This window comes from Pseudomonas sp. UMAB-40 (genome assembly GCF_900095275.1).
GTDB lineage: Bacteria > Pseudomonadota > Gammaproteobacteria > Pseudomonadales > Pseudomonadaceae > Aquipseudomonas > Aquipseudomonas mandelii_B.
Window position 1 is genome coordinate 52655 of record NZ_LT607563.1, and the last position, 23920, is coordinate 76574.

The 23920-nt window shown below is 61.0% G+C and carries 22 protein-coding genes; 14 read left to right on the forward strand and 8 right to left on the reverse strand.

Annotated features, from left to right (window positions below; translation table 11 throughout):
• Window positions 1-26: 26 nt before the first annotated feature.
• Complete coding sequence (hrpB, locus tag K0F88_RS18685; protein ID WP_219096048.1) at window positions 27-2543, forward strand: ATP-dependent helicase HrpB; 2517 nt, start codon at window positions 27-29, stop codon at window positions 2541-2543.
• A 149-nt stretch (window positions 2544-2692) separates the two neighbouring features.
• On the opposite strand, the gene K0F88_RS18690 is transcribed toward hrpB, so the two are convergent.
• A complete protein-coding gene (locus tag K0F88_RS18690) occupies window positions 2693-3613 on the reverse strand; it encodes a LysR substrate-binding domain-containing protein (RefSeq protein ID WP_094470533.1) in 921 nt (306 codons plus the stop codon).
• Between the two features lie 225 nt (window positions 3614-3838).
• Here K0F88_RS18690 and K0F88_RS18695 point away from each other — a divergent pair, with 225 nt between their 5' ends.
• The 5 genes from K0F88_RS18695 (at window position 3839) to K0F88_RS18715 (ending at window position 9740) form a co-directional block, all read left to right on the forward strand.
• Window positions 3839-5329 carry an aldehyde dehydrogenase gene (locus K0F88_RS18695; RefSeq protein WP_094470534.1) on the forward strand — a complete coding sequence of 497 codons (1491 nt, stop codon included), beginning with the start codon at window positions 3839-3841 and terminating at the stop codon, window positions 5327-5329.
• Window positions 5330-5350: 21 nt separating this feature from the next.
• Window positions 5351-6721 (forward strand): aspartate aminotransferase family protein, encoded by a 1371-nt coding sequence (locus tag K0F88_RS18700; protein WP_094470500.1) that lies wholly within the window; start codon window positions 5351-5353, stop codon window positions 6719-6721.
• A 395-nt stretch (window positions 6722-7116) separates the two neighbouring features.
• On the forward strand, window positions 7117-8103 hold the full coding sequence (locus K0F88_RS18705; protein ID WP_094470501.1) for an ABC transporter substrate-binding protein: 987 nt from the start codon (window positions 7117-7119) through the stop codon (window positions 8101-8103).
• Between the two features lie 9 nt (window positions 8104-8112).
• Window positions 8113-8916, forward strand: a complete 804-nt coding sequence (locus tag K0F88_RS18710; RefSeq protein ID WP_010467403.1) for an ABC transporter permease — start codon at window positions 8113-8115, stop codon at window positions 8914-8916.
• Window positions 8904-9740: an ABC transporter ATP-binding protein gene (locus K0F88_RS18715; RefSeq protein WP_094470502.1), complete on the forward strand. Its 837-nt coding sequence runs from the start codon at window positions 8904-8906 to the stop codon at window positions 9738-9740. Before K0F88_RS18710 ends, K0F88_RS18715 begins: the two co-directional genes overlap by 13 nt.
• Before the next feature lie 123 nt (window positions 9741-9863).
• On the opposite strand, the gene K0F88_RS18720 is transcribed toward K0F88_RS18715, so the two are convergent.
• Entirely contained in the window at window positions 9864-10943 is a 1080-nt protein-coding gene (locus tag K0F88_RS18720; protein WP_219096049.1) for an endonuclease/exonuclease/phosphatase family protein, read from the reverse strand.
• Window positions 10944-11010: 67 nt separating this feature from the next.
• Entirely contained in the window at window positions 11011-11685 is a 675-nt protein-coding gene (locus K0F88_RS18725) for a YciC family protein (RefSeq protein ID WP_219096050.1), read from the reverse strand.
• Window positions 11686-11862: 177 nt separating this feature from the next.
• On the opposite strand from K0F88_RS18725, the gene K0F88_RS18730 reads away from it, so the two are divergent.
• The 3 genes from K0F88_RS18730 to K0F88_RS18740 all read left to right on the forward strand — a co-directional run bounded on the left by K0F88_RS18730 (window position 11863) and on the right by K0F88_RS18740 (window position 13969).
• Window positions 11863-12627, forward strand: a complete 765-nt coding sequence (locus tag K0F88_RS18730; protein ID WP_219096051.1) for a DUF2076 domain-containing protein — start codon at window positions 11863-11865, stop codon at window positions 12625-12627.
• A 228-nt stretch (window positions 12628-12855) separates the two neighbouring features.
• Window positions 12856-13335, forward strand: a complete 480-nt coding sequence (locus tag K0F88_RS18735; protein WP_010467410.1) for an NYN domain-containing protein — start codon at window positions 12856-12858, stop codon at window positions 13333-13335.
• 22 nt (window positions 13336-13357) lie between these two features.
• Complete coding sequence (locus K0F88_RS18740; protein WP_219096052.1) at window positions 13358-13969, forward strand: PolC-type DNA polymerase III; 612 nt, start codon at window positions 13358-13360, stop codon at window positions 13967-13969.
• Between the two features lie 124 nt (window positions 13970-14093).
• Here K0F88_RS18740 and K0F88_RS18745 read toward each other — a convergent pair whose 3' ends face one another.
• Entirely contained in the window at window positions 14094-14549 is a 456-nt protein-coding gene (locus K0F88_RS18745; RefSeq protein WP_219096053.1) for an Lrp/AsnC family transcriptional regulator, read from the reverse strand.
• Between the two features lie 163 nt (window positions 14550-14712).
• Here K0F88_RS18745 and yedA point away from each other — a divergent pair, with 163 nt between their 5' ends.
• The gene (gene yedA, locus K0F88_RS18750) at window positions 14713-15639 is read left to right on the forward strand and encodes a drug/metabolite exporter YedA (protein ID WP_219096054.1); all 927 of its coding nucleotides are present in this window, start codon (window positions 14713-14715) and stop codon (window positions 15637-15639) included.
• 65 nt (window positions 15640-15704) lie between these two features.
• Window positions 15705-17039 (forward strand): DEAD/DEAH box helicase, encoded by a 1335-nt coding sequence (locus K0F88_RS18755; protein WP_219096055.1) that lies wholly within the window; start codon window positions 15705-15707, stop codon window positions 17037-17039.
• A 140-nt stretch (window positions 17040-17179) separates the two neighbouring features.
• Here the strand turns inward: K0F88_RS18755 and K0F88_RS18760 are convergent, their stop codons facing one another.
• Together K0F88_RS18760 and K0F88_RS18765 are read right to left on the reverse strand one after the other, a co-directional pair.
• On the reverse strand, window positions 17180-18415 hold the full coding sequence (locus K0F88_RS18760) for a TIGR03862 family flavoprotein (protein ID WP_219096056.1): 1236 nt from the start codon (window positions 18413-18415) through the stop codon (window positions 17180-17182).
• Window positions 18416-18710: 295 nt separating this feature from the next.
• Window positions 18711-19631, reverse strand: a complete 921-nt coding sequence (locus K0F88_RS18765; RefSeq protein ID WP_219096057.1) for a histone deacetylase — start codon at window positions 19629-19631, stop codon at window positions 18711-18713.
• 74 nt (window positions 19632-19705) lie between these two features.
• On the opposite strand from K0F88_RS18765, the gene K0F88_RS18770 reads away from it, so the two are divergent.
• The 3 genes from K0F88_RS18770 (at window position 19706) to K0F88_RS18780 (ending at window position 21840) form a co-directional block, all read left to right on the forward strand.
• Window positions 19706-20275 (forward strand): GNAT family N-acetyltransferase, encoded by a 570-nt coding sequence (locus K0F88_RS18770; protein ID WP_219096058.1) that lies wholly within the window; start codon window positions 19706-19708, stop codon window positions 20273-20275.
• Between the two features lie 105 nt (window positions 20276-20380).
• Window positions 20381-21250 carry an acyl-CoA thioesterase II gene (gene tesB, locus K0F88_RS18775; RefSeq protein WP_219096059.1) on the forward strand — a complete coding sequence of 290 codons (870 nt, stop codon included), beginning with the start codon at window positions 20381-20383 and terminating at the stop codon, window positions 21248-21250.
• The gene (locus K0F88_RS18780) at window positions 21247-21840 is read left to right on the forward strand and encodes an HAD family hydrolase (RefSeq protein ID WP_219096060.1); all 594 of its coding nucleotides are present in this window, start codon (window positions 21247-21249) and stop codon (window positions 21838-21840) included. The genes tesB and K0F88_RS18780 overlap by 4 nt, the downstream gene beginning before the upstream one ends.
• A gap of 123 nt (window positions 21841-21963) precedes the next feature.
• Here K0F88_RS18780 and K0F88_RS18785 read toward each other — a convergent pair whose 3' ends face one another.
• Together K0F88_RS18785 and K0F88_RS18790 are read right to left on the reverse strand one after the other, a co-directional pair.
• Window positions 21964-22923, reverse strand: coding sequence for an alpha/beta fold hydrolase (locus K0F88_RS18785; protein ID WP_094470514.1), 960 nt, complete (start codon window positions 22921-22923; stop codon window positions 21964-21966).
• A complete protein-coding gene (locus K0F88_RS18790; protein WP_219096061.1) occupies window positions 22924-23817 on the reverse strand; it encodes a neutral zinc metallopeptidase in 894 nt (297 codons plus the stop codon). It lies immediately after the preceding gene.
• Window positions 23818-23920 lie beyond the last annotated feature (103 nt).

Sequence of the window (23920 nt, forward strand, 5' to 3'; positions counted from 1 at the left end):
ACTCGGGCCTCTGTTTTGGAGCCAGCATGATTTCTTTGCCGATTGATGAAGTTTTACCCGTCCTGCGTGAAGCCTTGGCTACACGCCACGAAGCCGTGCTCGAAGCACCGCCCGGCGCCGGTAAGACCACCCGGGTTCCGCTGGCCTTGCTCAACGAGCCGTGGCTGGCCGGGCAGACCATTCTGATGCTTGAGCCGCGCCGTTTGGCGGCGCGGGCGGCGGCGGAGCGTCTGGCCAGTGAGCTGGGTGAGAAGGTCGGTGAAACCGTTGGCTACCGGATCCGTCTGGACAGCAAAGTCGGCCCCAACACCCGTATCGAAGTGGTCACCGAAGGCATTCTCACCCGACGCTTGCAGGATGACCCTGCACTCGACGGCGTTGGCCTGCTGATCTTCGACGAATTCCACGAGCGCAGCCTCGACGCGGACCTGGCATTGGCCCTGAGCCTGAATGGCCGGGAGCTGTTCCGCGACGACCAGCCGCTGAAAATCCTTTTGATGTCTGCAACGCTCGAAGGCGAACGCCTGGCCGGGTTGCTCGATGACGCGCCGATCCTGCGCAGTGAAGGCCGCATGTACCCGGTGGCGATGCGCTGGGGTCGGCCGTTCCAGCCCGGCGAATTCATTGAGTCGCGTCTGGTGCAGACGATTCTCGAAGCCTTGAATGACGAGACCGGCAGCGTGCTGGTGTTCCTGCCGGGGCAGGCGGAAATTCGGCGCGTGCATCAACAATTGGCGGATGCGCTGGGCGAGAGCACACAGGTTTTGCTCTGCCCGTTGCACGGTGAATTGGACCTCGCCGCCCAACGCGCGGCAATCGATCCGGCCCCAGCGGGCAAACGCAAAGTGGTGTTGGCGACCAACATCGCCGAGACCAGCCTGACCATCGACGGCGTGCGCGTGGTGATTGATGCCGGGCTGGCGCGGGTGCCGCGTTTCGATCCCGGCAGCGGCATGACTCGTCTCGACACGCAACGAATTTCCAAAGCCAGCGCCACTCAGCGCGCAGGCCGGGCAGGGCGCCTCGAACCGGGCGTGTGTTATCGGCTGTGGTCGCAGGATCAGCACGAGCAACTGGCGGCCTATGCCAGCGCGGAGATTCTCTCGGCCGACCTCGCCGGTCTGGCCTTGCAGCTCGGGCGCTGGGGCGTGACACCGACGCAATTGGTGTGGCTCGACGTGCCGCCCGCCGCCGCTTATGCACAGGCTCAGGATTTGCTTGATCGCCTGGGTGCATTGGACGGCGAAGCGCTGACCCGTCACGGTCAGGCCATGGCCGAACTGCCGGCCCATCCGCGCATCGCCCATTTGCTGTTGCGCGGTCAGGCGCTCGGCTTGGCCGACATGGCGTGCGATGTCGCGGCATTGCTCGGTGAGCGGGATATTTTGCGTGGCGCCGGGGCGGATCTGCATAGCCGATTGGTGCTGTTGTCCGGCGAAGAGCGGGCCGCACGCGGCGCTCAGGGTGGTGTGCAACGTGCCCGGCAACTGGCGCGGCAGTATCGCGGTTATCTGCGTGGCAAGGCGTCGGAGCCGGTCAGCGATCCCGATCATCCGCGCTGGCTCGGTGCGCTGCTCGCGTTGGCCTATCCCGACCGCGTCGCCCAGCAACGCCGCGCCGGTGGCGCTGAATATCGGCTGGCCAACGGCCGTGCTGCGTTGTTCGCTGAAGCGGACAGTCTGATGAAGCAAGCGTGGTTGGTGATTGCGGATCTGGGCAGTCGTCAGGGGCAGCGTGAGGAACGGATTTATCTGGCGGCGGATTTTGATCCGGCGCTGTTCGATTCCGTGCTGGCCGAGCAAGTGCGCGTGGTCGATCAACTGGATTGGGACGAGCGCGAAGGCGTGTTGCGCGCCGAGCGTCAGCGCAAGGTCGGTGAATTGATCCTCAGCCGTGAGCCGCTGACGGGGCTCGATGAAACCGCCCGCAGTCAGGCGCTGGTCAATCTGGTGCGGCGCAAAGGTCTGGAGCTGTTGCCATGGACCCCGGAACTGCGTCAGTGGCAGGCACGGGTGGCGTTGTTGCGTCAGTTGGACCTTGGCAGCAAGAGCGAGAGTGAGTGGCCGGATGTCAGTGATGCCGCGCTGCTCAAAAACCTTGAGCACTGGTTGATGCCGTATCTGGGCAAAGTCTCGCGCCTCAGTCATTTCGCCAACCTCGACCTGTCGAGCATCGTCCATAACCTTTTGCCCTGGCCGCTGCCGCAACGTTTGGATGAACAGGCGCCGCATCACCTGAGCGTGCCGTCGGGTTCTTCGATTCGTCTGGACTACAGCGAGCAGCCGCCGATTCTGGCGGTGCGTTTGCAGGAGCTGTTCGGCCTGTCCGATACCCCGCGCATTGCCGGGGGACGGCAAGTGGTGAAGTTGCATCTGCTGTCCCCGGCGCGCCGGCCGGTGCAGGTGACCCAGGACTTGGCGAACTTCTGGCGCAGCACGTATGCCGAGGTGAAGAAGGATTTGAAGGGGCGGTATCCGAAGCATTACTGGCCGGATGATCCGTTGGTGGCTGAGGCGACGGCGCGGATCAAACCGCGTAAATGATCTTCCAAAAACAACGAAGAACCCTGTGGGAGCTGGCTTGCCTGCGATAGCGGAGTGTCAGGCAACATCAATGCTTTATGTGCCGAAGTCATCGCAGGCAAGCCAGCTCCCACAGTAGATCTGTTGTGGTTTGCAGACCTCACTCGGCATCAAGGTTTTGTCTGGGCCTTCGCGGTGAGTTGTTCGCGGCAATAATCGGCAAACAACTGCGCCGGTTTGGTCAGCTGCCCGCGCTTCAACCACGCCGCCACCAGCCCTGAACCAGTGACCTCTTCGACAATATCCACGCACACCACTTTCTTCCCGTCGTAAGTGCATTCCGAATGCGGTCGCGTCACCAGTATCGAGAAACCAAACCCTTGCCCAACCATCCCCCGCACCATCTCGATCGACGGTGAGCTGAAGGCAATGTTCGGCGACAGGTTCAGTTCTTCGAACAGACTGACGAAGTAAGTCCGGCTCGGTTGCACGTCCAGCAGAATCATCGGTTCCAGGCACAGATCACGCAGCGACACTTGCTTGAGCTGGGCGAAGCGATGGTCCGCCGGCAGCAACGCATAAGGCCGTTGCGCCGGCATCAGCGGTTCGGTCTGAATGGTGGCGTCGAGTTCGTGCTCATAGAGGATCGCCAGGTCGAAGGTGCCCGACGTCAGGCCTTGCACCAGCTCTTGCTGCTCGCCGTCGCGGATGCGGATTTTCACCCCCGGGTACAGCGCCGAGAACCCGGCAATCAGTTGCGGCAAGTACAGCGGTGCGACCGTTTCGAAGCAGCCGATATCGATTTGCCCGGCCACCACGTCGTTGTCGGCGAGGGCGTTCTGTTCGAACTCCTTGGCCATGCGCAGCAGTTCCTGGGCCTTGCGATAGAAGCGTGCGCCGCTCGGTGTCAGGGACACGCCCTGGGCGTGATGACGGATCAGCAGTTGCACGCCGAAGCTGTCTTCCAGGCCTTTGATCGCTGTGGAGATCGCCGGCTGCGCGATATACAGCTTGCGCGAAGCCTCGGCGACGCTGCCACATTCGACGGTGGTGATGAAGTATTTCAATTGACGCAGGTTGTAGGCAGCCACGGCAAACCTCGGGGTGGATGGACTCGACATCCAGGCAATTTTTGCGCCGACTGCATCCGTTCTGACGACGGTGTTGTTGTGTTTGAACAATAACCACATCCCGCGCCACCGGGGAGATTGGCTGCCCAGTTTTTTCATGGTCTGCAAAGACATTTTTACTATTTTTACTGGACTCGGGCCTGGGCCACCATCCAGACACAAGAAAAGCCCTTGGAGCATCTGAACGTGTTCGAGCTTGCATATTGGCAAAACAAAGCCGCCGCGCTGCGGTTTCCCGATCAGGCCCTGATCGACGGCAAACCCCGTTCGGCGCAGTCGGGGCAGACCTTCACAGCGATCAACCCCGCCACTGGCCAGCGTCTGGCGAGCGTGACCGCTTGCGGTGATGAAGAGGTGGACGCGGCGGTGCGCACTGCGCGGCGGGTATTCGAGGTCGGCACCTGGTCGGGGCGTTCGCCGAGCGAGCGCAAGCACGTGTTGCTGCGTCTGGCGGAGCTGATCATGACCCACCGCGAAGAACTGGCGCTGCTCGACTCGCTGAACATGGGCAAGCCTGTGACGGACGCCTACAACATCGACGTGCCGGGCGCCGCCGGGGTGTTTCGCTGGTACGCCGAAAGCCTCGACAAACTCTACGATCAGATCGCCCCGAGTGCGCAAAACGTGCTGGCGACCATTACCCGCGAAGCGCTGGGTGTGGTCGCCGCCGTGGTGCCGTGGAATTTCCCGCTGGACATGGCCGCGTGGAAACTCGCGCCAGCCTTGGCCGCAGGCAATTCGGTGATCCTAAAACCTGCCGAGCAGTCACCGTTCTCCGCGTTGCGTCTTGCTGAGCTTGCACTGGAAGCCGGTCTACCGCCAGGCGTGCTGAACGTGCTGCCAGGCCTCGGCGAGCAGACCGGCAAAGCCCTCGGTTTGCACCCGGACGTCGATTGCCTGGTGTTCACCGGCTCCACCGAAGTCGGCAAATATTTCATGCAGTATTCCGCGCAATCGAACCTGAAACAGGTGTGGCTGGAGTGCGGCGGCAAGAGCGCCAATCTGGTGTTCGCCGATTGCCAGGACCTGGACCTGGCCGCCGAGAAAGCCGCGTTCGGCATCTTCTTTAATCAGGGCGAAGTCTGCTCGGCCAACTCCCGGCTGCTGGTGCAGCGTTCGATTCATGACGAGTTCGTCGAGCGCCTGAACGTGCAGGCCGAGCGCTGGCAGCCGGGGGATCCGCTGGACCCGTCGAGCAGCGCCGGGGCGATTGTCGACAGCCGCCAGACGGCACGCATCATGAAGTTCATCCAGCAGGCCGAGCGCCAAGGAGCAACGAAACTTTGTGGCGGTCGGCAGTCGATATTCAACGGCTCCGACAACTTCATTCAGCCGACGATTTTTACCGGTGTGAGCCCGGACATGCCGCTGTTTCGCGATGAAGTGTTCGGCCCGGTGCTGGCGGTCACGGCGTTCGACGACGAGGCCCATGCCTTGCAATTGGCCAACGACAGCGTCTACGGCTTGGCCGCCTCGCTGTGGACCGACGACCTCAACCGCGCCCACCGTGTGGCGCGGCAATTGCGAGCGGGCACGGTGTCGGTCAACAGCGTCGATGCATTGGACGTGACCGTGCCTTTCGGTGGCGGCAAACAGTCCGGTTTCGGCCGCGACCTGTCGCTGCACTCATTCGATAAATACACCCAGTTGAAGACCACCTGGTTTCAGCTGCGCTAATAACAAAACGGAGAACTGGCGATGACCACACCACGTGAAACCCGCGACTACCAGGCCGCCGACGCTGCGCACCACATCCACGCGTTTGTCGATCAAAAAGCGCTCAACGACGAAGGGCCGCGGGTGATGGTCCGGGGTGAGCGCCTGCACCTGTGGGACAACGATGGCCGGCGTTACCTCGACGGCATGTCCGGGTTGTGGTGCACCAACCTCGGTTACGGGCGCAAGGACCTGGCGGCCGCGGCGACCCGACAGCTTGAGCAACTGCCGTACTACAACATGTTTTTCCACACCACCCACCCGCAGGTGATCGAGCTCTCGGAGCTGTTGTTCAGCTTGTTGCCCGGACACTACAGCCACGCGATCTACACCAACTCCGGCTCCGAAGCCAACGAGGTGCTGATCCGCACCGTGCGTCGTTACTGGACGATTCTCGGCAAGCCCGAGAAGAAAATCATGATCGGTCGCTGGAACGGTTATCACGGCTCGACACTGGCGGCGACGGCGCTCGGTGGCATGAAATTCATGCACGAAATGGGCGGCATGATTCCCGACATCGAGCACATCGACGAGCCGTACTTTTTTGCCCACGAGGGCAACCTGTCGCCGGCTGAATTCGGCCTGCGGGCGGCGCAGCAACTGGAAGCGAAGATTCTCGAACTGGGCGCGGACAAGGTCGCCGGATTTATCGCCGAACCGTTCCAGGGTGCGGGCGGAATGATCTTCCCGCCAGAAAGTTACTGGCCGGAAATTCAGCGGATCTGCCGCAAGTACGACGTGCTGTTGTGCGCTGATGAAGTGATCGGCGGCTTCGGTCGCACCGGCGAATGGTTCGCTCACGAGCACTTCGGTTTTGAGCCGGACACGTTGTCGATCGCCAAAGGTTTGACCTCGGGTTACATCCCCATGGGCGGGCTTATCCTGTCGAAGAAAATGGCTCAGGTATTGGTGGAGCAGGGCGGGGTGTTTGCGCACGGGTTGACTTACTCCGGGCACCCGGTGGCGGCAGCGGTGGCGATTGCCAACCTCACGGCTTTGCGCGATGAGGGGGTGGTGGCGCGGGTCAAGGATGACATCGGGCCTTACCTGCAACAGTGCTTGCGCGAGGTGTTCGGCAATCACCCGTTGGTGGGCGATATCCAGGGTGTCGGCATGGTGGCGGCGTTGCAATTTGCGGAGGACAAAAGCAGCCGCAAGCGCTTTGCCAACGAGAACGACATTGCCTGGCGTTGCCGCACGATTGGCTTTGAGGAAGGGGTGATCATTCGCTCGACGCTGGGGCGGATGATCATGGCGCCGGCGTTGATTGCCCGTCGTGAGGAAATCGATGAGCTGGTTGGCAAGACCCTGAAAGCGGTTGATCGGACGGCTCAGGAATACGGCCGGCTCTGACATTGTCGGAAGGTCCTTCGGACCTTATCGCGGGCAAGCCCGCTCCCACAGGGATTTGTGTCGGCCTCAAGATTAAGGCTCGACACATAACCTGTGGGAGCGGGCTTGCCCGCGATTGCTTTCGTTCATTCAACACACCTCTCAGCTTTTGCACCCTCCCCGTGCACCCCCGCCAACACCGCACTTTTACGGCGCGCACTACCCAGTTTTTTCATCACTCCCAACGACATATTTCCTGATTTTCCTATCCCCGCCGCTGGTCCAACATCGACTTCGCCAGTCAGCCGAATGCTGACCACCGAAAGGTCCATCAGAGACCACCGGTGGCAACTGATCCAAGGCCACTGGCCGTACTGCCCATGACAAAACTAAATCAACAGCTTTGGGAGTGCTCCATGATCAAGTCCTTGCTTAACCGCGTCGCTCATCCACTGGCGGTCACCGCCATCGCCGCCACGGTCGCTACCAGCGCCCAGGCCGGCACCCTGTCCATCGGCCACACCACGTGGGTCGGCTACGGCACCCTCTATCTCGCTCAGGACCTTGGCTACTTCAAGGAAGGCGGTTTGACCGTCGAATTGCCCGTCGTCGAAGAAGCCTCGATGTACATGGCCGCCCAGGCATCGGGCGAGTTGTCGGGCTCGGCGTCGACCATCGACGAAGTGCTCAAGTACCGTCCGCAATTCTGCTTCAAGGCCGTCGCCGCGCTCGATGACAGCCATGGTGGCGACGGTGTTCTGGTGGGCAAGGACGTCAAGAGCTTGCAAGAACTGAAAGGCAAGGCGGTGGCGGTGAACGAAGGGTCAACCTCGCAGTTCTGGCTGTCGTACCTGCTGAAAAAACACGGCATGAGCATGAGCGACATCACCGTGCAAAACATGACGGCCGATGACGCCGCCACCGCGTTCATCGCCGGTCGTGTGCCGGCCGCCGTGACCTGGGAGCCGCACCTGTCGATGGTCCGCAGCAAGCAACAAGGCAAAGTGCTGATCGACAGCAGCAGTACGCCGGGGGTGATTGTCGATGTGGTCGCGCTCAACTGCACCGTCATCGAGAAGCAACCGGAAGACGTCAAGGCCCTGGTCGCCGGTCTCTACAAAGCCGTGCAGTACACCAAGGACCATCCGCAAGAAGCTTACAAAATCATGGCCAAAGGCGTCGGCGGTTACCTCGCCGATCCGAAGGAGCTGGCCGCTGCCGCTCAAGGCGTGCGCTTCTACGATCAAGCCATGAGCGAAAAACTCCTCGGTTCTCCGGGTAAGCCGGGCGACAGCGAGCCACTGATCAAACTGGCCAATGAAACCGCCAGCGAATTGCAGGGCAAGCCCTACAACGTCAGCAATGACGACCTGATCGACAACCGCTTCGTCAGCCCGCTGTAGGAGGTCCGCATGTTCAAGCGCAATTCATGGCTGAGCCGCTGCATCACGCCCAAGACTGGCCTGCCGGTGCAGGTGATCTGGAGCGCGAGCGGCCTGGCCTGGGTGTTGTTGATCGGCCTGTGGGCCGGGTTGTCTTACGGCGGCGTGGTGCCGGGCATGTTCCTGCCGACACCGGGCGCGGTGGCCGAAGCCGCCGTGCGCCTGAGCCGCGACGGCACCCTGGGCCTGCATGTGTGGGCCAGCCTCGAAGTGGTGATGGTCGGTTTCATTGTCTCGTCGCTGGTGGCGGTGCCGCTGGGGTTGCTGATGGGCAGCTTCCGCATCGTTCAGGCGTTCCTTGAGCCGATGGTCAATTTCATCCGTTACCTGCCGGTGACCTCGTTCGTGCCACTGTTCATTTTGTGGATCGGTATCGGTCTGGAGCAGCGGGTTTCGGTGATCATCTTCGGCGTGTTTTTCCAGCAACTGGTGATGATCGCGGACGTGTCCAAGGGCATCTCCAAGGACCTGATCAACGCGTCCTACACCTTGGGCTCGACCCGCCGCGATGCGGTGCTGCATGTGATCGCCCCGGCGTCATTGCCCGGCGTGCTCGACACACTGCGCGTGACCATGGGCTGGGCCTGGACTTATCTGGTGGTCGCCGAGCTGGTGGCCGCTTCCAGTGGCCTGGGTTACTTGAGCCTGAAAGCCATGCGCGGCTTTCAGGTGGATGTGATTTTCCTGGCCATCGCGATCATCGGCCTGCTGGGCCTGGTCACCGATCAACTGTTCCGTTTTCTCCGTCTGAGGATCGCCGCATGGGCTCAGTAAGCGCCGTAAACCCGCGTTTCATCACACCCACGGCCGCCCCGGTGCAGGCCGCGCCACGGCTGCAAGTGGACAAGGTCAGCCTGCGTTATCAGAAACCTGACGGCGGTATGTTCACCGCGCTGGAGCAGGTGTCGTTCGAAGTGCCGGATCAACAATTCGCCGTGCTGGTCGGGCCGTCGGGCTGCGGCAAGTCGAGTCTGCTGTACCTCACGGCGGGTTTGAATGAGCCCACGGAAGGCGAGATCTATGTCGGCGGCCAGCAAGTGCAGGGGCCGGGTGCGGATCGCGGCATGGTGTTCCAGAGCTATACGCTGTTCCCGTGGCTGACCGTGCGGCAGAACGTCGAGTTCGGCCTCAAGCGGCGCGGCATGGCGGCCGTGCAGCGCAAGGAGATCGTCGATTACTACGTCAATGAAGTGGGGCTGACCGGGTTCGCCGACAACTACGCCAAGCAGTTGTCCGGCGGCATGATGCAGCGTGTGGCGATTGCCCGAGCGTTGGCCAATGACCCGCAAATCCTGCTGATGGACGAACCCTTCGGCGCGCTCGACAGCCAGACGCGCCTGCAAATGCAGCAATTGTTGTTGCGGGTCTGGGGCAACAGCAAGAAGACCGTGCTGTTCGTGACCCACGATATCGATGAGGCGATTCTGTTGGGGGATCGGGTCTATGTCATGGGCGCCCGGCCTGGGCGGATCAAGCAGATTCTGGATGTGCCGATCGAACGCCCACGGACCCTGGACATGGTGATGGAGCGCTCGTTCATCGACATGAAACGCAGGATTTTCGGGTTACTGCATGACGACTTGGAGGAAGTGCATTGACCTTGCACAAATCCCTGTGGGAGCGGGCTGCCCGCGATAGCGGTGTGTCAGAAAACATAGTTGCTGAATGTTAAACCGAATCGCGGGCAAGCCCGCTCCCACAGGTTTTATGGTGATTTGCCGTTAGGGGACCGCAGGTAGCAGGAACCTCGCAATCACCGGCAAATGATCGGAGATCCGCAAGGTATCGTCCTGCCTCACCATCGCCTCGACCCGTTTGATCCGCGGGCTGTAGAACAGGTAATCAACCGTTCGGTCCGGGCCGTTCAGGCCTGGATCATTTGGGTAATGGGTCAGCCACCGCGCCCGGTCGATCCCGCTGGCTTCGTTGTTGGTCGGGATCATCGGGTATTTGTCCCACAGCACATGCAAGGCACTGTCCACGGAGTAGGGCGTGCGTTGTTCGTCGGGCAGGCGTCGGTACTGGCCTAGCGGCAACAAGTTGAAGTCGCCACCGATCAACCACGGGGTGCCATGGCTTTCATATTTGTCGAGCACCTTGGCCACGGCGGTCACTTGGGCCAGCAGGGTTTCATCAGGTTGGATGACGCGGTCCAGATGGGTATTGAGCACCGCGATCTGCCCGCCGTCGCTCAGCGGCAGGTAAGTCGTCAGCAAGGCGTTTTTCGGTTTGAACTGACGGCTGATGATGTTGGCCGACGCGACCGGCAATTGCAGGCGTTCGGCGTGTTCGATCTGGTATCGGCTGAGCGTTGCCAGTTGCCGGCCGACGCTGCCGAAAATGTGCGGCAGCGGCACAAAATCGGCTTTCCAGTCGAAGGCGTGAGCGCTGCACGGATAAAGGTCGGCGACCCGTTCCTGGAGCAACTTGAACTGGTTCTGGTAATCGCTGGCCTTGGCGCCGTCATCCAGTTCCTGCAACAGCACAATGTCCGGTTGCTCGTCGCGAATCACCCGCGCCACCTCATCGAGGCTGAAGGCCATGTCTTCGGCAGTGGGGCTTTCGTCGTCGCCTTCGGCCAGGTCATTCCAGAACACGTAGCGCTTGCCCGCCAGGTACTGGACGTTCCAGGTCATGACTTTCAGGGCCTGGCCGGGGACCAGCGTGGGCGCCTGAGCGCTGCAGCCGACCGGTGCTGCTTCTTTGGCACCGGGACGCCAGGTCAGGTTGTAAACCAGCAAGGCAATCAGGCCCGCCGCGATCAGCAGGCCCAGCAGGGTGTAGCGCAGTAGACGGGTCATGGCTCGGCTTATAGCGTTACAAAAGATGAGCCCGAGCATAACCGAGCGTCGGGCTTAAGCCCATGGGTCATAGCGGCCCGTCAATTTTCTCGGGGGCATCGGCAATCAGCATGAACAACCGGAACAGCACCACGCTGGTGAACAGTTGTAAAAAGCTGTGCGCGCTGTCGATCAGCAGCGAAATCACCGGGTTCTGCGGCTCCGGGTAAACCGCAAGGGTCGCGCCCTTGAGCACCCACAACGGGCCCATCACACACAGGATGCACACCAGGATTCGCAGGAAATGGCCGCGGGTCAGGCGCAGGCTTTCCTTCATCGCCGCCAACGGGGCCAGGCCGCGCAGCACCAGCAGGTATTCACCGAATGCCAGGGTTACCATCAGCCAGATGCCCGGCAGGAAATACAGCGACAAGCCGATCAGGATCAACAAGGTGTTGAGGGCAGTGAGCAGGGCGAAGCGCGGCCACAGGTAGGCCGACCTCGACAGCAACTCGCGGGTGCTCGGTGATTCTCCACGGCTGCGGGCATCGAGAAACAGGATCAGTGCGGCGGTGTACAGCGGATAGACCAGCAAGCCGACCATCACGCTGATGCCGGGGAAACTGTCCGGCTCGGTGGAGCGATCGACCACTTGTTGCAGCAGCGCTTCGAAGATCACCAGCGGCAGGCACAGGCGCACGATCTGGCCCAGATTGCGCTTGAAGAAATACAGAGAGTCACGCAGTACATCGAACGAATTCATCAGTCGGTATCGCAGGTTGAAAGCAGTGGCCCACTTTAACCGATGAAGCCCTTTGGGGCGCAAACGTAAACGTTCGGTAAAGGTCATTGAAACATCCTGTATCAGCCCCATTACTGGAGAGCACCTTATCCACAGTGGATAAGGGCGACGATATTCCCGGCAATCTACGAGGTCGCCATGAACAGCGAAGAACAAACCCTGATCGATGGACTGTTTTCCCGGCTGCAACAGGCCGAAACGGACTCAGCCCCACGCGACGCCCAGGCTGAGGCGCGGATCAAGGAGCACCTGACTCGCCAACCCGCGGCAGGCTATTTCATGACCCAGGCGATTCTGGTTCAGGAAGCGGCCATCAAAAGCCTCGACGCACAGAACAAGCAGCTCGCTCAGCAAGTCCAGCAATTGCAGGCCGAACTGCAATCGGCCAAGGCTCAGCCGTCGGCGCCTGCCAGCGGTGGTTTCCTGTCGAGCATCTTTGGCGGCGGTTCCCGTGATCCGCAGCCTGCACCGACGCAAAGCGCGCCGTCCTCCAATGGTGGATGGCGTGAGCCGGGGCGGCCGTCGTTCAATTCGCAGCCGCCACAGCAACAGAACTTCGGTGCAGCACCGCCGCAGCAGAATTACGCACCGCAGCAGCAAGCCCCCGGGATTGGCAGTGGTTTCCTTGGCGGCGCACTGAAAACCGCCGCCGGTGTGGCCGGTGGCGTGATGCTGGCACAAGGCATCAGCAGCCTGTTCCACAGCAATCAGCAACCTCAGGAAGTCGTCGAAGTCATCAAGGAAGAACCGGCCCAGGTCAACGATCAGAGCGATAGCGGCAACGGTTGGGGTGACGACCAGCGTGTGGCTGACAACTCCAGTGATCAGGGCGGCTTTACCGACGCCGACTACAGCGATGACAACTCATCGTTCTTCGGCGGCGACGACGACTCCTTCGTCTGATCCCCTGTGGCGAGGGCGCTTGTCGGAACGCAGCACCGTCCCGCTGGAGTGCGAAGCAGGCCCCTTACGTTCTAAAGTGAGGGTGCGTTTCGAGCGCCAGCGGGAGCGCGCAGCCTCGCCACATGGCCGATTATTCGCGGAACAATCCTTGAGGCTGGCATACTGGGCCACTTTTCGGGCCTGGTGCCTGACCCAGCCTGCGCGCGACTGCGCCAAAGAGGATGCACGGTGAAAAAAATCGCAGTGTTCGCCGACGTTCAAAACCTCTATTACACCGTGCGTCAGGCCTATGGTTGCCACTTCAACTACGCCGCGTTGTGGGCTGATATCAGCAAACAGGGCGAGATCGTCGAGGCTTATGCCTATGCGATTGATCGCGGCGACAGCAAGCAGCAGCAATTCCAGCAGATCCTGCGCAACCTCGGCTTCATCGTGAAGCTCAAGCCCTATATCCAGCGCAGCGATGGCTCGGCCAAAGGCGACTGGGACGTGGGCATCACCCTCGACATCATGGACGCCGCCGATCATGTCGATGAAGTGGTGCTGGCCTCCGGTGACGGTGATTTCGACATGCTGCTGGAGCGCATCATCACCAAGCATGGCGTGCAGGCCGTGGCCTACGGCGTGCCGGGCCTGACGGCCAACTCGCTGATCCGCGCCGCCAGCCGCTACGTGCCGATCGAAGGCGCGTTGCTGCTCAAGAATTGATTTTTACGGAGTTGAAACAGGTTTGGAACGCATAGCAGTCATCGACTTTGAAACCACCGGGATCTCCCCGAGCAGCAGCTGCCGGGCCACGGAAATCGCCGTGGTGATCCTTGAACAGGGGCGCATCGTCGAGCGTTACCAGAGCCTGATGAATGCCGGCGTGCGCGTCCCGGCCTTCATCGAACAACTCACCGGCATCAGCAACGCCATGCTGCGCACCGCGCCCTCGGCCGAGCAGGTGATGAACGAGGTCAACGAATTCGTCGGCGTCACGCCGCTGCTGGCGCACAACGCCGCGTTCGACCAGAAATTCTGGGACTTTGAACTCGGCCGCATCAAACGCACCCGCTTGCAGAACTTCGCCTGCTCGCTGCTACTTGCCCGCCGCCTGATGCCCGCCGCGCCGAACCACAAACTCGGCACCCTCACCACCTTCGCCAGCCTGCCCAACACCGGCAAGGCTCACCGGGCCATGGCCGATGCCGAGATGGCAGCCAACTTGACGGGGCATCTGCTTCAGGAACTGCAGCAGAAGCATGGGTTGCGCGAGTTGTCGCATGATCTGCTGGTCAGCTTGCAGAAGGTGCCGGCGGCCAAGATCAACGAACACCTCAAGCGGCATCGCGGGTTCTGACTGACACACCACAATCACACTGTAGGAGCCGGCTTGCTGGCGATAGCGGTGTATCAGTCGACATCAATGGTGAATGACGAACCGCTATCGCCAGCAAGCCGGCTCCTACAGGGGGCGTGTCGTATCAAAGCTTTCCATTGCCTTCAAGTTGCCCCAACGGCACGCGCTTTTCGATGGCGCTCGACAACACAATCGAGGTCTTGCTGAACCCGAACTTGGCAATGCGGTTGATCAACTCTTCCAGCTCCGGCATCGAACCCACCGCCGCTTGCATGATCACACACGGATCCCCTGTCACCCGGTGGCACTCCGTCAGTTGTGGGATTTTGATCAGGTCGTCGTAGGCCTTCTGGTTACCGTGTTGGTTCAGGCGCAGTTCGATCACGCACTGGATAGGCAAGCCAAGCTTTGCCATGTCAACTTTGGCCTGGTAACCGGTGATGACCCCACTGGCTTCGAGTTTGGCCACGCGCTCGGCCACGGCCGGGGCGGACAGGTTGACCTTGCGTGCCAGGTCGGCGTAGGACGCACGACCGTTTTCCAGCAGGGCGCTGAGGAGCATGCGGTCGTATTTATCCATCGTTGTATTCCTGGAAAATGACTGACTTTCGAAAGCACGGTATATAGCGCCAATCTCCGTGTTTTGAAAAGTGTACCGGCGCTATAAACAGGTTTTGTAACTTATTTTGCGCCGCTGGCCTTTCTAGAATAGCTGTTCACATTGTCCTGTCATCGAGCTGCCCATGCCTGGCTTACGTCGTTTTCCCTTACCGTTGATCGCCGCCTTTTTCGCGTTGTACGTGATTTGGGGCTCGACTTACCTGGTGATCCGCATCGGCGTCGAGTACTGGCCGCCGCTCCTGCTCGCCGGTATCCGCTTTGTGATCGCCGGGAGTTTGATGTACGCCTTCCTGCGCTGGCGCGGGGCGCCGGCACCGACCTGGGTGCAGTGGAAAGCCGCCGGGATCATCGGGATCTTGCTGCTGACGTTCGGTAACGGCGCGGTCAGCGTGGCTGAACACACGGGCGTCGCTTCGGGTGTGGCTGCGCTGGCGGTGGCGACCGTGCCGCTGTTTACCTTGCTCTGCGGCTATTTCTGGGGGGCGCGTAATACTCGTCTCGAATGGGCCGGAATTGCGCTCGGGCTGATCGGCATCGCCATGCTCAACCTCGGTTCCAACCTGCAATCGAGCCCGCTGGGTGCGGCATTGCTGGTGTTCGCGGCAGCGTCCTGGGCCTTCGGTTCGGTCTGGAGCAAACACTTGCCGCTGCCCCAAGGCGCCATGGCCAGTGCCGTGGAAATGCTGGTGGGCGGTGTAGCGCTGCTGATCGGCAGTGCGCTGAGTGGTGAGCATCTGCAAGCCATGCCGCCGATCGAAGGCTGGGCGGCCCTGGCCTACCTGACCTTTTTCGGCTCGATCATCGCTTTCAACGCTTATATGTATCTGTTGAAAAACGTGCGTCCGGCGGCGGCCACCAGTTATGCCTACGTCAACCCGGCGGTGGCGGTGTTGCTGGGGATCGTGTTTGTCGGCGAGACCATCGGGATCGAAGAAGGGCTGGCGATGCTGGTGATCATCAGTGCCGTGGTGTTGATCGGATTGCCGCAGTGGCGCCGGGCTCCGCAAAGACCTCCTGCCGTGGTGCAGACAGAATCGCGCGTGAATTAGGGTAAACTGCGCGCCATTGCACACTTGTTCTGCACAACCGCGCTGAATTTTCCTACGGTAATCCCATGACTTTCGCCACCCTTGGCCTGATCGAACCCTTGCTGCGCTCTCTCGAGACGCTCGGCTACCAGACCCCGACGCCGGTTCAGGCGCAAGCCATTCCGGCGGTGCTGGCCGGTCGCGACCTGATGGCCGCCGCCCAGACCGGCACCGGCAAGACCGCTGGCTTCGCGCTGCCGCTCCTGCAATTGCTGGCCATGGAAGGGCCGACAGTGGCGTCTAACTCGGTGCGCGCACTGATCCTGGTGCCGACCCGCGAATTGGCCGAACAGGTTCACGAAGCCGTGCGTCAGTACGCCGAGAACCTGCCGTTGAGCACTTACGCGGTGTACGGCGGCGTCAGCATCAACCCGCAAATGATGAAGCTGCGCAAGGGTGTTGACGTGCTGGTGGCGACGCCGGGTCGTTTGCTCGACCTGTATCGCCAGAAGGCCCTCAAGTTCAATCAGCTGCAAACCCTGATTCTGGACGAAGCCGATCGCATGCTTGATCTGGGTTTCTCCGAGGAACTGGGGAATATCTACCGCGTTCTGCCCAAGCAACGTCAGACGCTGCTGTTCTCCGCGACGTTCTCCGACGCGATCCGCTTGCTGGCCGGGCAAATGCTCAACGATCCACTGAGCATCGAAGTCAGCCCGCGCAACGTCGCCGCCAGCACCGTCAAGCAATGGGTCGTGGTGGTGGACAAGAAGCGCAAGCCTGAACTGTTCGTTCACTTGATGCGCAAGGGCAAGTGGAAGCAAGTGCTGGTGTTCGCCAAGACCCGCAATGGTGTGGACGCGCTGGTGGAAAAACTCCAGGGCCTGGGCATCAATGCCGACGGCATCCACGGCGACAAACCGCAGGCAACCCGTCAGCGTGCGCTGGACCGTTTCAAGGCCAGTGAAGTGCAGATTCTTGTGGCCACCGACGTTGCGGCCCGTGGTCTGGATATCGAAGATCTGCCATTGGTGATCAATTTCGACCTGCCGATCGTGGCGGAGGACTACATCCACCGGATCGGTCGTACCGGTCGCGCGGGTGCAACCGGGCAGGCGATTTCGCTGGTCTGCGCCGATGAAGTGAATCTGCTGTCGGCCATCGAGACGTTGACCCGTCAGACGTTGCCTCGCCAGATGGAACACGACTTCGAACCTGAGCATCGGGTACCGGATACTGACGCCAGCGGTCAGGTAGTGAAGAAGCCAAAAAAACCGAAGAAGCCGAAGACTTCCGGTGGCGGTAAACGCAACCTGGGTAAATGGGTTGAGAGTGGGGATGCTTCGGCGCCGGAGCCTTCGATCAAGCCTGTGCGAAAAGTGCCGGTGTTTAACACTGGGCCGCGTAAGAAGAAGCCTTAAAAAGCTCCGGCGTCTGGAAGGACGTCTTCGCGAGCAAGCCCGCTCCCACACTGGATTTTCTGTGAGCACATAATTTGTGAACGCCAAAGATCAAATGTGGGAGCGGGCTTGCCCGCGAAGGGCGCGCCTCGGTTTCAAGCCTAGCGCTTCAACCACTCCACCATCCCCAACCCCGCCGCGCGCCCACTGGCGAAACACGCGGTCAGCAGATAGCCGCCGGTCGGCGCTTCCCAATCGAGCATCTCTCCCGCGCAAAACACCCCAGGCAATTGCTTGAGCATCAGCCGTTCATCCATCGACTCGAACATCACGCCACCGGCGCTGCTGATGGCCTCGTCCAGTGGACGGGTTTTCACTAAAGTCAGCGGCAACGCCTTGATCGCTTTGGCCAGCAACGCCGGATCAGCAAAGCATTCGGCTGGCGTAAGTTCGCGCAGCAACGCCGCTTTCACCCCATCGATCCCGAGTTGGCTGTGCAGGTGCTTGGACATGGAGCGGGAGCCACGTGGTTTGCTCAGCGCCGCCTTAACTTTATCCACAGGCCGGCCCGGTAGCAGGTCGAGGTGGATGGTGGCGGAGCCGTGCTGATTGATGGCCTCTCGAATCGGTGCCGAGAGGGCGTAGATCAAACTGCCTTCGATCCCGGTCGCGGTGATCACGCATTCGCCCAAGCGCGGCACGTCGTCATTGAGGCCGATGGCGATGTTTTTCAGCGGTGCGCCAGCGAACTTGCTGACCATCAACTCGCTCCAGGCCTGCACCTCGAAGCCGCAATTACTCGGTTGCAACGGCATCAGTCCTACGCCGCGCTGTTCCAGTGGCAGCATCCACGCGCCGTCCGATCCGAGGCGTGACCAGCTGCCGCCGCCGAGGGCCAGCAAGGTGGCGTCGGGCTTGATGAGGGTTTCGCCGTCGGGGCTGTCGATGCGTAATCCACCGTGGTCATCCCAGCCGACCCAACGGTGGCGGGTGTGGATAACGACGCCAGCCTCGCGCAAGCGCTTGAGCCAGGCGCGCAACAGGGGCGCGGCTTTCATGTCGGTCGGAAACACCCGGCCGGAGCTGCCGACGAAGGTTTCGATGCCCAGGTCATGAATCCATTGGCACAACGCATCAGCGCCGAATGAGCGAAGCAGCGGGGCAATCTGCGGCGCGCGTTCGGCGTAGCGTGAGAGAAATGCCGGGTAGGCTTCGGAATGGGTGATGTTCATGCCGCCGACACCGGCCAGCAGGAATTTTCGCCCCACCGACGGCATGCCGTCGTACAGGTCGACCTTGATCCCGGCCTGGCTCAACACTTCGGCCGCCATCAGGCCGGCGGGGCCGCCGCCGATGATGGCTACGTGAGAAGAGGAGGAGGTCGAGGGCTGAGTCATGATGAGCGCTGCGGTGTGGCGAAATAGCCGCACATTCTAGCAGTACGCGATACCTGTGGGAGCGGCGGTGCGACGATTCGACTTGCCCGCGATAGCGGACTGTCAGTCAATAAAGATGTTGGAAGTGCCGGCCTCATCGCGGGCAAGCCCGCTCCCACAGGGTTCATTGGTGTTTTTGAGAGGTGATCAAAAAACAACCACTAAGTTGTAGCCCATACGTCGCATGGCCTGCAGGCCCTTTCACTCAGGTTATCCACAGGCAGTTCCACAGGCATTGTGGGTAAAGACTCACACCTCAATGACAACCTGATGACTGCCAGACCCGTTGTGCGCTGTGATGCAGGATGCCGTGGCGGCGCGCCAGGGCCTTGCGGTCCTTGCTGTAGCCGCCGCCAATCACCCCGACCACCGGAATATCCCGCCCCAGGCAATGGCGCATCACGCTTTCATCGCGAGCGGCCACACCTTCGTCGGTCAGCTTCAGGTAACCGAGGGCGTCATCCTTGTGCACGTCGACACCGGCGTCATACAACACCAGATCCGGTTGGTAGAGCGGCAGCAAATAATTCAACGCGTCGTCCACCACCTTCAGGTAATCGGCATCGCCCATGCCTTTGGGGAGCGGGATGTCCCAGTCGCTTTCGGCCTTGCGTGCAGGAAAATTCTTTTCGCAGTGCAGGGAAACGGTTATCGCGTCCGGGGTGTTGTGCAGAATCCGTGCAGTCCCATCGCCCTGGTGCACGTCGCAATCGAAGATCAGCACCCGATTCACACGGCCGCTTTCCAGCAGGAAATGGCTGATCACCGCCAGGTCATTGAAGATGCAGAAACCCGCCGGATAGTCGTAATGCGCGTGATGGGTGCCACCGGCCAAATGACAGGCCAACCCGTGTTCCAGCGCCTGCTCTGCCGCGAGCAAGGAACCGCCGACCGCCCGCACCGTGCGCCGGGCCAGTGCTTCGCTCCAGGGCAGGCCGAGGCGCCGCTGGTCTTCGCGGGACAACTCGCCGCTCATGTAGCGTTCGATATAGGCAGCGTCATGGGCGAGGGCGAGAATCTCCGGGGGGCAGAGGTCCGGGCGCAGCAGGTCGGCGTCCCGGGTCAGGCCGCTGTCCACCAGGTGATCGCGCAGCAGGCGAAACTTGTCCATGGGGAAGCGGTGATCCGCCGGGAATTCGGGGCTGTAGTCTTCGTGGTAGATCAGCGGCAGCGGCATAACGAATTCAGGTAGGAATGAGTGAAGGATCCTACCAGCGTTGTAGACTTGCGGCATGGAAAGGGGAGGACACGATGGAGCCGATACTGGAACTCGAGAGCGCGCGACTGGTGTTGCGGCAGTGGCGCGATGAGGATTTGCCGGAGTTTGCGGCGATGTGCGCCGATCCACAGGTCATGCGCTATTTTCCGGCCCCTTTGAGTCGTCTGGAGAGTGCTTCGCTGATCGGACGGATTCGCGGGCATTTTGCCGAACATGGCTTTGGTCTCTGGGCGCTGGAACGCAAGGACACCGGGGCATTCATCGGTTTCACCGGCCTCGGCATGGTCGGTTTCGACGCGCCATTCACCCCTGCGACCGAAATCGGCTGGCGCTTGGCGCGTGAGCATTGGGGCCTGGGTTATGCCAGTGAGGCGGCGTGGACCGCTCTGCGTTGCGGCTTTGACCGGTTGGCGCTGCAAGAAGTCGTGTCGTTCACCGCCAAAGACAACCTGCCTTCGGAAAAAGTCATGCAAGCGATCGGCATGCACCATGATTCAGCCGATGACTTTGACCATCCCAAGCTCGCGGCCGATCATCCCTTGCGTCACCATGTGCTGTATCGCATCTCCCGTGAACAATGGCTGCAAACCTTGCATGGATAAGCAGGCACGGACGTTTACAATGGCTCCCATGTTGGCCCCGGCCATAAACTGAATCGACCGCCGCAGCCAAGACTGCGCGGCAAGCTTTGTGTGAGGAGAGTCTGAATGAGCCAAGTGTTGGATGATCTGGTCGATTTGCTGACCCTGGAACCGATCGAAGAAAACCTGTTTCGTGGCCGCAGTCAGGACCTGGGTTTTCGTCAGTTGTTCGGCGGTCAAGTGATCGGTCAGTCGTTGTCGGCGGCCAGTCAGACAGTCGAAGAAACGCGCCATGTGCATTCGATGCACGGTTATTTCCTGCGCCCGGGCGATTCCGCGTTGCCAGTCGTCTATCAGGTTGACCGGGTGCGTGATGGCGGCAGTTTCAGCACGCGCCGGGTGACGGCGATCCAGAAAGGCAACCCGATCTTCACCTGCAGCGCCTCGTTCCAGTACGACGAAAAAGGCTTTGAGCATCAGGCTGAGATGCCGACCGTGGTGGGCCCGGAAAACCTGCCTTCGGAACTGGAGCTCACCCAACAGCGTGCGCACCTGATTCCTGAGCACATGCGCGAAAAATTTCTATGCCCCAAGCCGATCGAATTCCGACCGATCACCGAGAAAGATCCCTACAACCCGCAACCGTCCGATCCGGTCAAGTACGTCTGGTTTCGCGCCGACGGTGCCTTGGCTGACTCTCCGGCGCTGCACAAGTACTTGCTGGCCTACGCCTCGGACTTCGGTCTGCTGACCACCTCGATGCAGCCTCACGGCAAATCGGTCTGGCAGAAAGACATGCAGGTCGCCAGCCTCGATCACTCGCTGTGGTTCCATGCAGACCTGCGCGCCGATGACTGGTTGCTGTACGCGATGGACAGCCCTTGGGCCGGCAATTCTCGAGGGTTCAGCCGTGGCAGCGTGTTCAATCGTGCCGGGCAACTGGTGGCCTCGGTGACTCAGGAAGGCTTGATCCGTCACCGCAAGGATTGGGCATGAGCCTGGCCGAGGTGCGGCACTGGGTGTTCGACATGGACGGCACCCTGACGGTGGCTGTGCATGACTTCGCGGCGATCCGCGTGGCGTTGGCGATTCCCGCCGAAGACGACATCCTGACCCACCTCGCGGCGCTGCCGGCCGATGAAGCGGCCGCCAAGCATGCGTGGCTGCTGGAGCACGAACGTGATCTGGCGCTGGGTTCGAAAGCTGCGCCGGGCGCGGTGGAGCTGGTGCGTGAGTTGGCCGGGCGTGGTTATCGCCTGGGCATTCTCACGCGCAATGCCCGGGAGCTGGCGCACGTAACCCTGGAGGCGATCGGCCTGGCTGACTGCTTTGCCGTGGAGGATGTGCTGGGGCGTGATGAAGCACCGCCCAAACCGCATCCCGGTGGTTTGCTGAAATTGGCCCAAGCCTGGAACGTGCCGGCGAGCGAGATGGTGATGGTCGGCGATTACCGTTTTGATCTGGATTGCGGTCGAGCGGCGGGGGCGCGGACGGTGTTGGTGAATTTGCCGGATAACCCTTGGCCGGAACTGACGGATTGGCATGCGGCGGATTGCAGGGTGTTGCGGGAGATGTTGTCTGCCTGAGGCCCCCATCGCGGGCAAGCCCGCTCCCACAGGGATCTTTGGTGAACACAACATTTGTATTCCATAGAGAACCATTGTGGGAGCGGGCTTGCCCGCGATGGCGTCAGGCCAGACACCAAAAACTCACTGACCAAACAACACCTTTTGCCCCTCCGGCGACGTCAACATCCCATCCCCGTTATGCCCGACCCCTGGCACTTCAACCAGCCGCTGATTCACCCCTTGCGGATTGCGACGCAGCAGGTAATTGAAAAAATTCTTCCCGCGAATCAGACGATAAGCACCTTGCGCTTCGGCCTCGCAACCTTTGTCCAGCGCCGGATGCTGCGGGTCGGTGTCTTGCTGCCCGAGCAGATAAGTCACGTCCCGTTTGACGTAGTTTCCTTCAATCTGCAATGCCGTTTGCCCACTGGCATAAACCGGTAAATCCGTCAGCCCGTATTTCCAGCGATTGAAACCGGGACACGCCGCATGGTTGAACGCCACCGGCCGTTGCTCATTGAAATACGCATAGGACGAAGGGTTGGCGACCACGTAGCGAAGCTTCACGCCGGCGGCCGTCAGGGCCGGTTGCTCACGGGCCAGCAACGCATAACGCTGCACCACCTGAGCGCCACCAGAGTGGCCGGCGATGATGATTTGCTTCACGTCCGGAAACTGTCGACGGTCGCCGACTCGCTCGATGATCTGATCGAGGGCTGCAAAGGAACTCAGCGCAAAAGGAGCGGTGGATAAACCTCCTGCCATCCAGTCATTGCCCTGCCAGCGCAACACCGTTTCTGCCACAGGATGAAGTGCGATGTCGGTTTCGTTGAGAAATTGCGGGGCAATCACCAGGGTGCTTGCACTTTGCCCGGCCAGTTCCGCCGCGCGCTCGGCGCTCTGGCGATAGGTTTCAGCGTTGCGCAGGCGACCATGGATGATGATCAGCACGCGTTCGATTTTCGCGGGCGCCGGGCCGAGGCTCACCGCCATCTCACCTTCTTTCAACAACAACCGCCCGGGGCTGAGCTCTTTGACGCCATGCTCCGCAGCCTGGGTGCTCGCGCAGGTGAACAACAACATCAACAACCACTTATTCATTTAAAGGTTTTTCGCCGCAAAGGTATCGCACTGGCCCACCTGGCCTTGCGCAAATCCGGTTTTGAACCAGCGCACCCTTTGCGCCGATGTGCCATGGGTAAACGAGTCCGGTACCACCCGACCCTGCCCTTGTTGTTGCAAACGGTCATCGCCGATGGCGTTGGCCGCATTCAAGGCTTCTTCGATGTCACCCGGTTCCAGCCAGTTCAGACGCTGCTGCGCATTGTTGGCCCAGACACCGGCCAGGCAATCGGCCTGCAACTCTTGACGCACCAACAAGCCGCCATCACCTTCCATCTGCCGGCCTTGCTGGCGGGCTGCCTGAATTTTCGCGGAAACGCCGAGCAACGTCTGAACGTGGTGTCCGACTTCGTGCGCGATCACGTAGGCCTGAGCGAAGTCACCGGCCGCGGAAAAGCGTTGCGACATTTCCTGGAAAAAGGCCATGTCCAGGTAGACCTTCTGGTCGGCCGGGCAATAGAACGGACCGGTCGCCGATGTCGCCAGGCCGCATGCCGAATTCACTCGGTTGCTGAACAGCACCAGTGTCGGGTTTTTATACTGCCGACCGGCCTGCTGGAAAATCTGGCCCCAGGTGTCTTCGGTATCGCCGAGGATCGAGCGCACGAATTCGGCGCCTTCATCAGTGGCCGGCGGCGCCTTGCGGCTTTGGTTGGTGGCCGGTGCCGATTGCTCAGTCATTTGTCCGGTCAGTTGCCCGAGGATCTGCATCGGGTCCTGGCCTGTGAGCCAGCCAATCCCCACAATCAGGATGATCGCGGTCAGGCTCAGGCCTTTGCCGCCACCAAAACGCATCCCACCACCACCGCTGCCGACATCATCACCACGGGCGTCGACCACGTTGTCGCTGCGTCGGCCTTTTTTCCATAGCATGTGGGAATCCTCTGATTGTCCGTGGTGATGAGTGTTGCTGGTGTGTGGGGGCGGCGCCAGTCCGGCTGTCCGGCTTTTCGTTCACTGGCCGGAAGAATCGCTG

Excerpts from the sequence above, each read along its gene's own strand:
- hrpB (WP_219096048.1), top strand. The coding sequence starts at position 27 with ATGATTTCTTTGCCGATTGATGAAGTTTTACCCGTCCTGCGTGAAGCC.
- K0F88_RS18700 (WP_094470500.1), top strand. The coding sequence starts at position 5,351 with ATGACCACACCACGTGAAACCCGCGACTACCAGGCCGCCGACGCTGCG.
- K0F88_RS18705 (WP_094470501.1), top strand. The coding sequence starts at position 7,117 with ATGATCAAGTCCTTGCTTAACCGCGTCGCTCATCCACTGGCGGTCACC.
- K0F88_RS18710 (WP_010467403.1), top strand. The coding sequence starts at position 8,113 with ATGTTCAAGCGCAATTCATGGCTGAGCCGCTGCATCACGCCCAAGACT.
- K0F88_RS18715 (WP_094470502.1), top strand. The coding sequence starts at position 8,904 with ATGGGCTCAGTAAGCGCCGTAAACCCGCGTTTCATCACACCCACGGCC.
- K0F88_RS18720 (WP_219096049.1), bottom strand. The coding sequence starts at position 10,943 with ATGACCCGTCTACTGCGCTACACCCTGCTGGGCCTGCTGATCGCGGCG.
- K0F88_RS18725 (WP_219096050.1), bottom strand. The coding sequence starts at position 11,685 with ATGAATTCGTTCGATGTACTGCGTGACTCTCTGTATTTCTTCAAGCGC.
- K0F88_RS18730 (WP_219096051.1), top strand. The coding sequence starts at position 11,863 with ATGAACAGCGAAGAACAAACCCTGATCGATGGACTGTTTTCCCGGCTG.
- K0F88_RS18745 (WP_219096053.1), bottom strand. The coding sequence starts at position 14,549 with ATGGATAAATACGACCGCATGCTCCTCAGCGCCCTGCTGGAAAACGGT.
- yedA (WP_219096054.1), top strand. The coding sequence starts at position 14,713 with ATGCCTGGCTTACGTCGTTTTCCCTTACCGTTGATCGCCGCCTTTTTC.
- K0F88_RS18755 (WP_219096055.1), top strand. The coding sequence starts at position 15,705 with ATGACTTTCGCCACCCTTGGCCTGATCGAACCCTTGCTGCGCTCTCTC.
- K0F88_RS18760 (WP_219096056.1), bottom strand. The coding sequence starts at position 18,415 with ATGACTCAGCCCTCGACCTCCTCCTCTTCTCACGTAGCCATCATCGGC.
- K0F88_RS18765 (WP_219096057.1), bottom strand. The coding sequence starts at position 19,631 with ATGCCGCTGCCGCTGATCTACCACGAAGACTACAGCCCCGAATTCCCG.
- K0F88_RS18770 (WP_219096058.1), top strand. The coding sequence starts at position 19,706 with ATGGAGCCGATACTGGAACTCGAGAGCGCGCGACTGGTGTTGCGGCAG.
- tesB (WP_219096059.1), top strand. The coding sequence starts at position 20,381 with ATGAGCCAAGTGTTGGATGATCTGGTCGATTTGCTGACCCTGGAACCG.
- K0F88_RS18780 (WP_219096060.1), top strand. The coding sequence starts at position 21,247 with ATGAGCCTGGCCGAGGTGCGGCACTGGGTGTTCGACATGGACGGCACC.
- K0F88_RS18785 (WP_094470514.1), bottom strand. The coding sequence starts at position 22,923 with ATGAATAAGTGGTTGTTGATGTTGTTGTTCACCTGCGCGAGCACCCAG.
- K0F88_RS18790 (WP_219096061.1), bottom strand. The coding sequence starts at position 23,817 with ATGCTATGGAAAAAAGGCCGACGCAGCGACAACGTGGTCGACGCCCGT.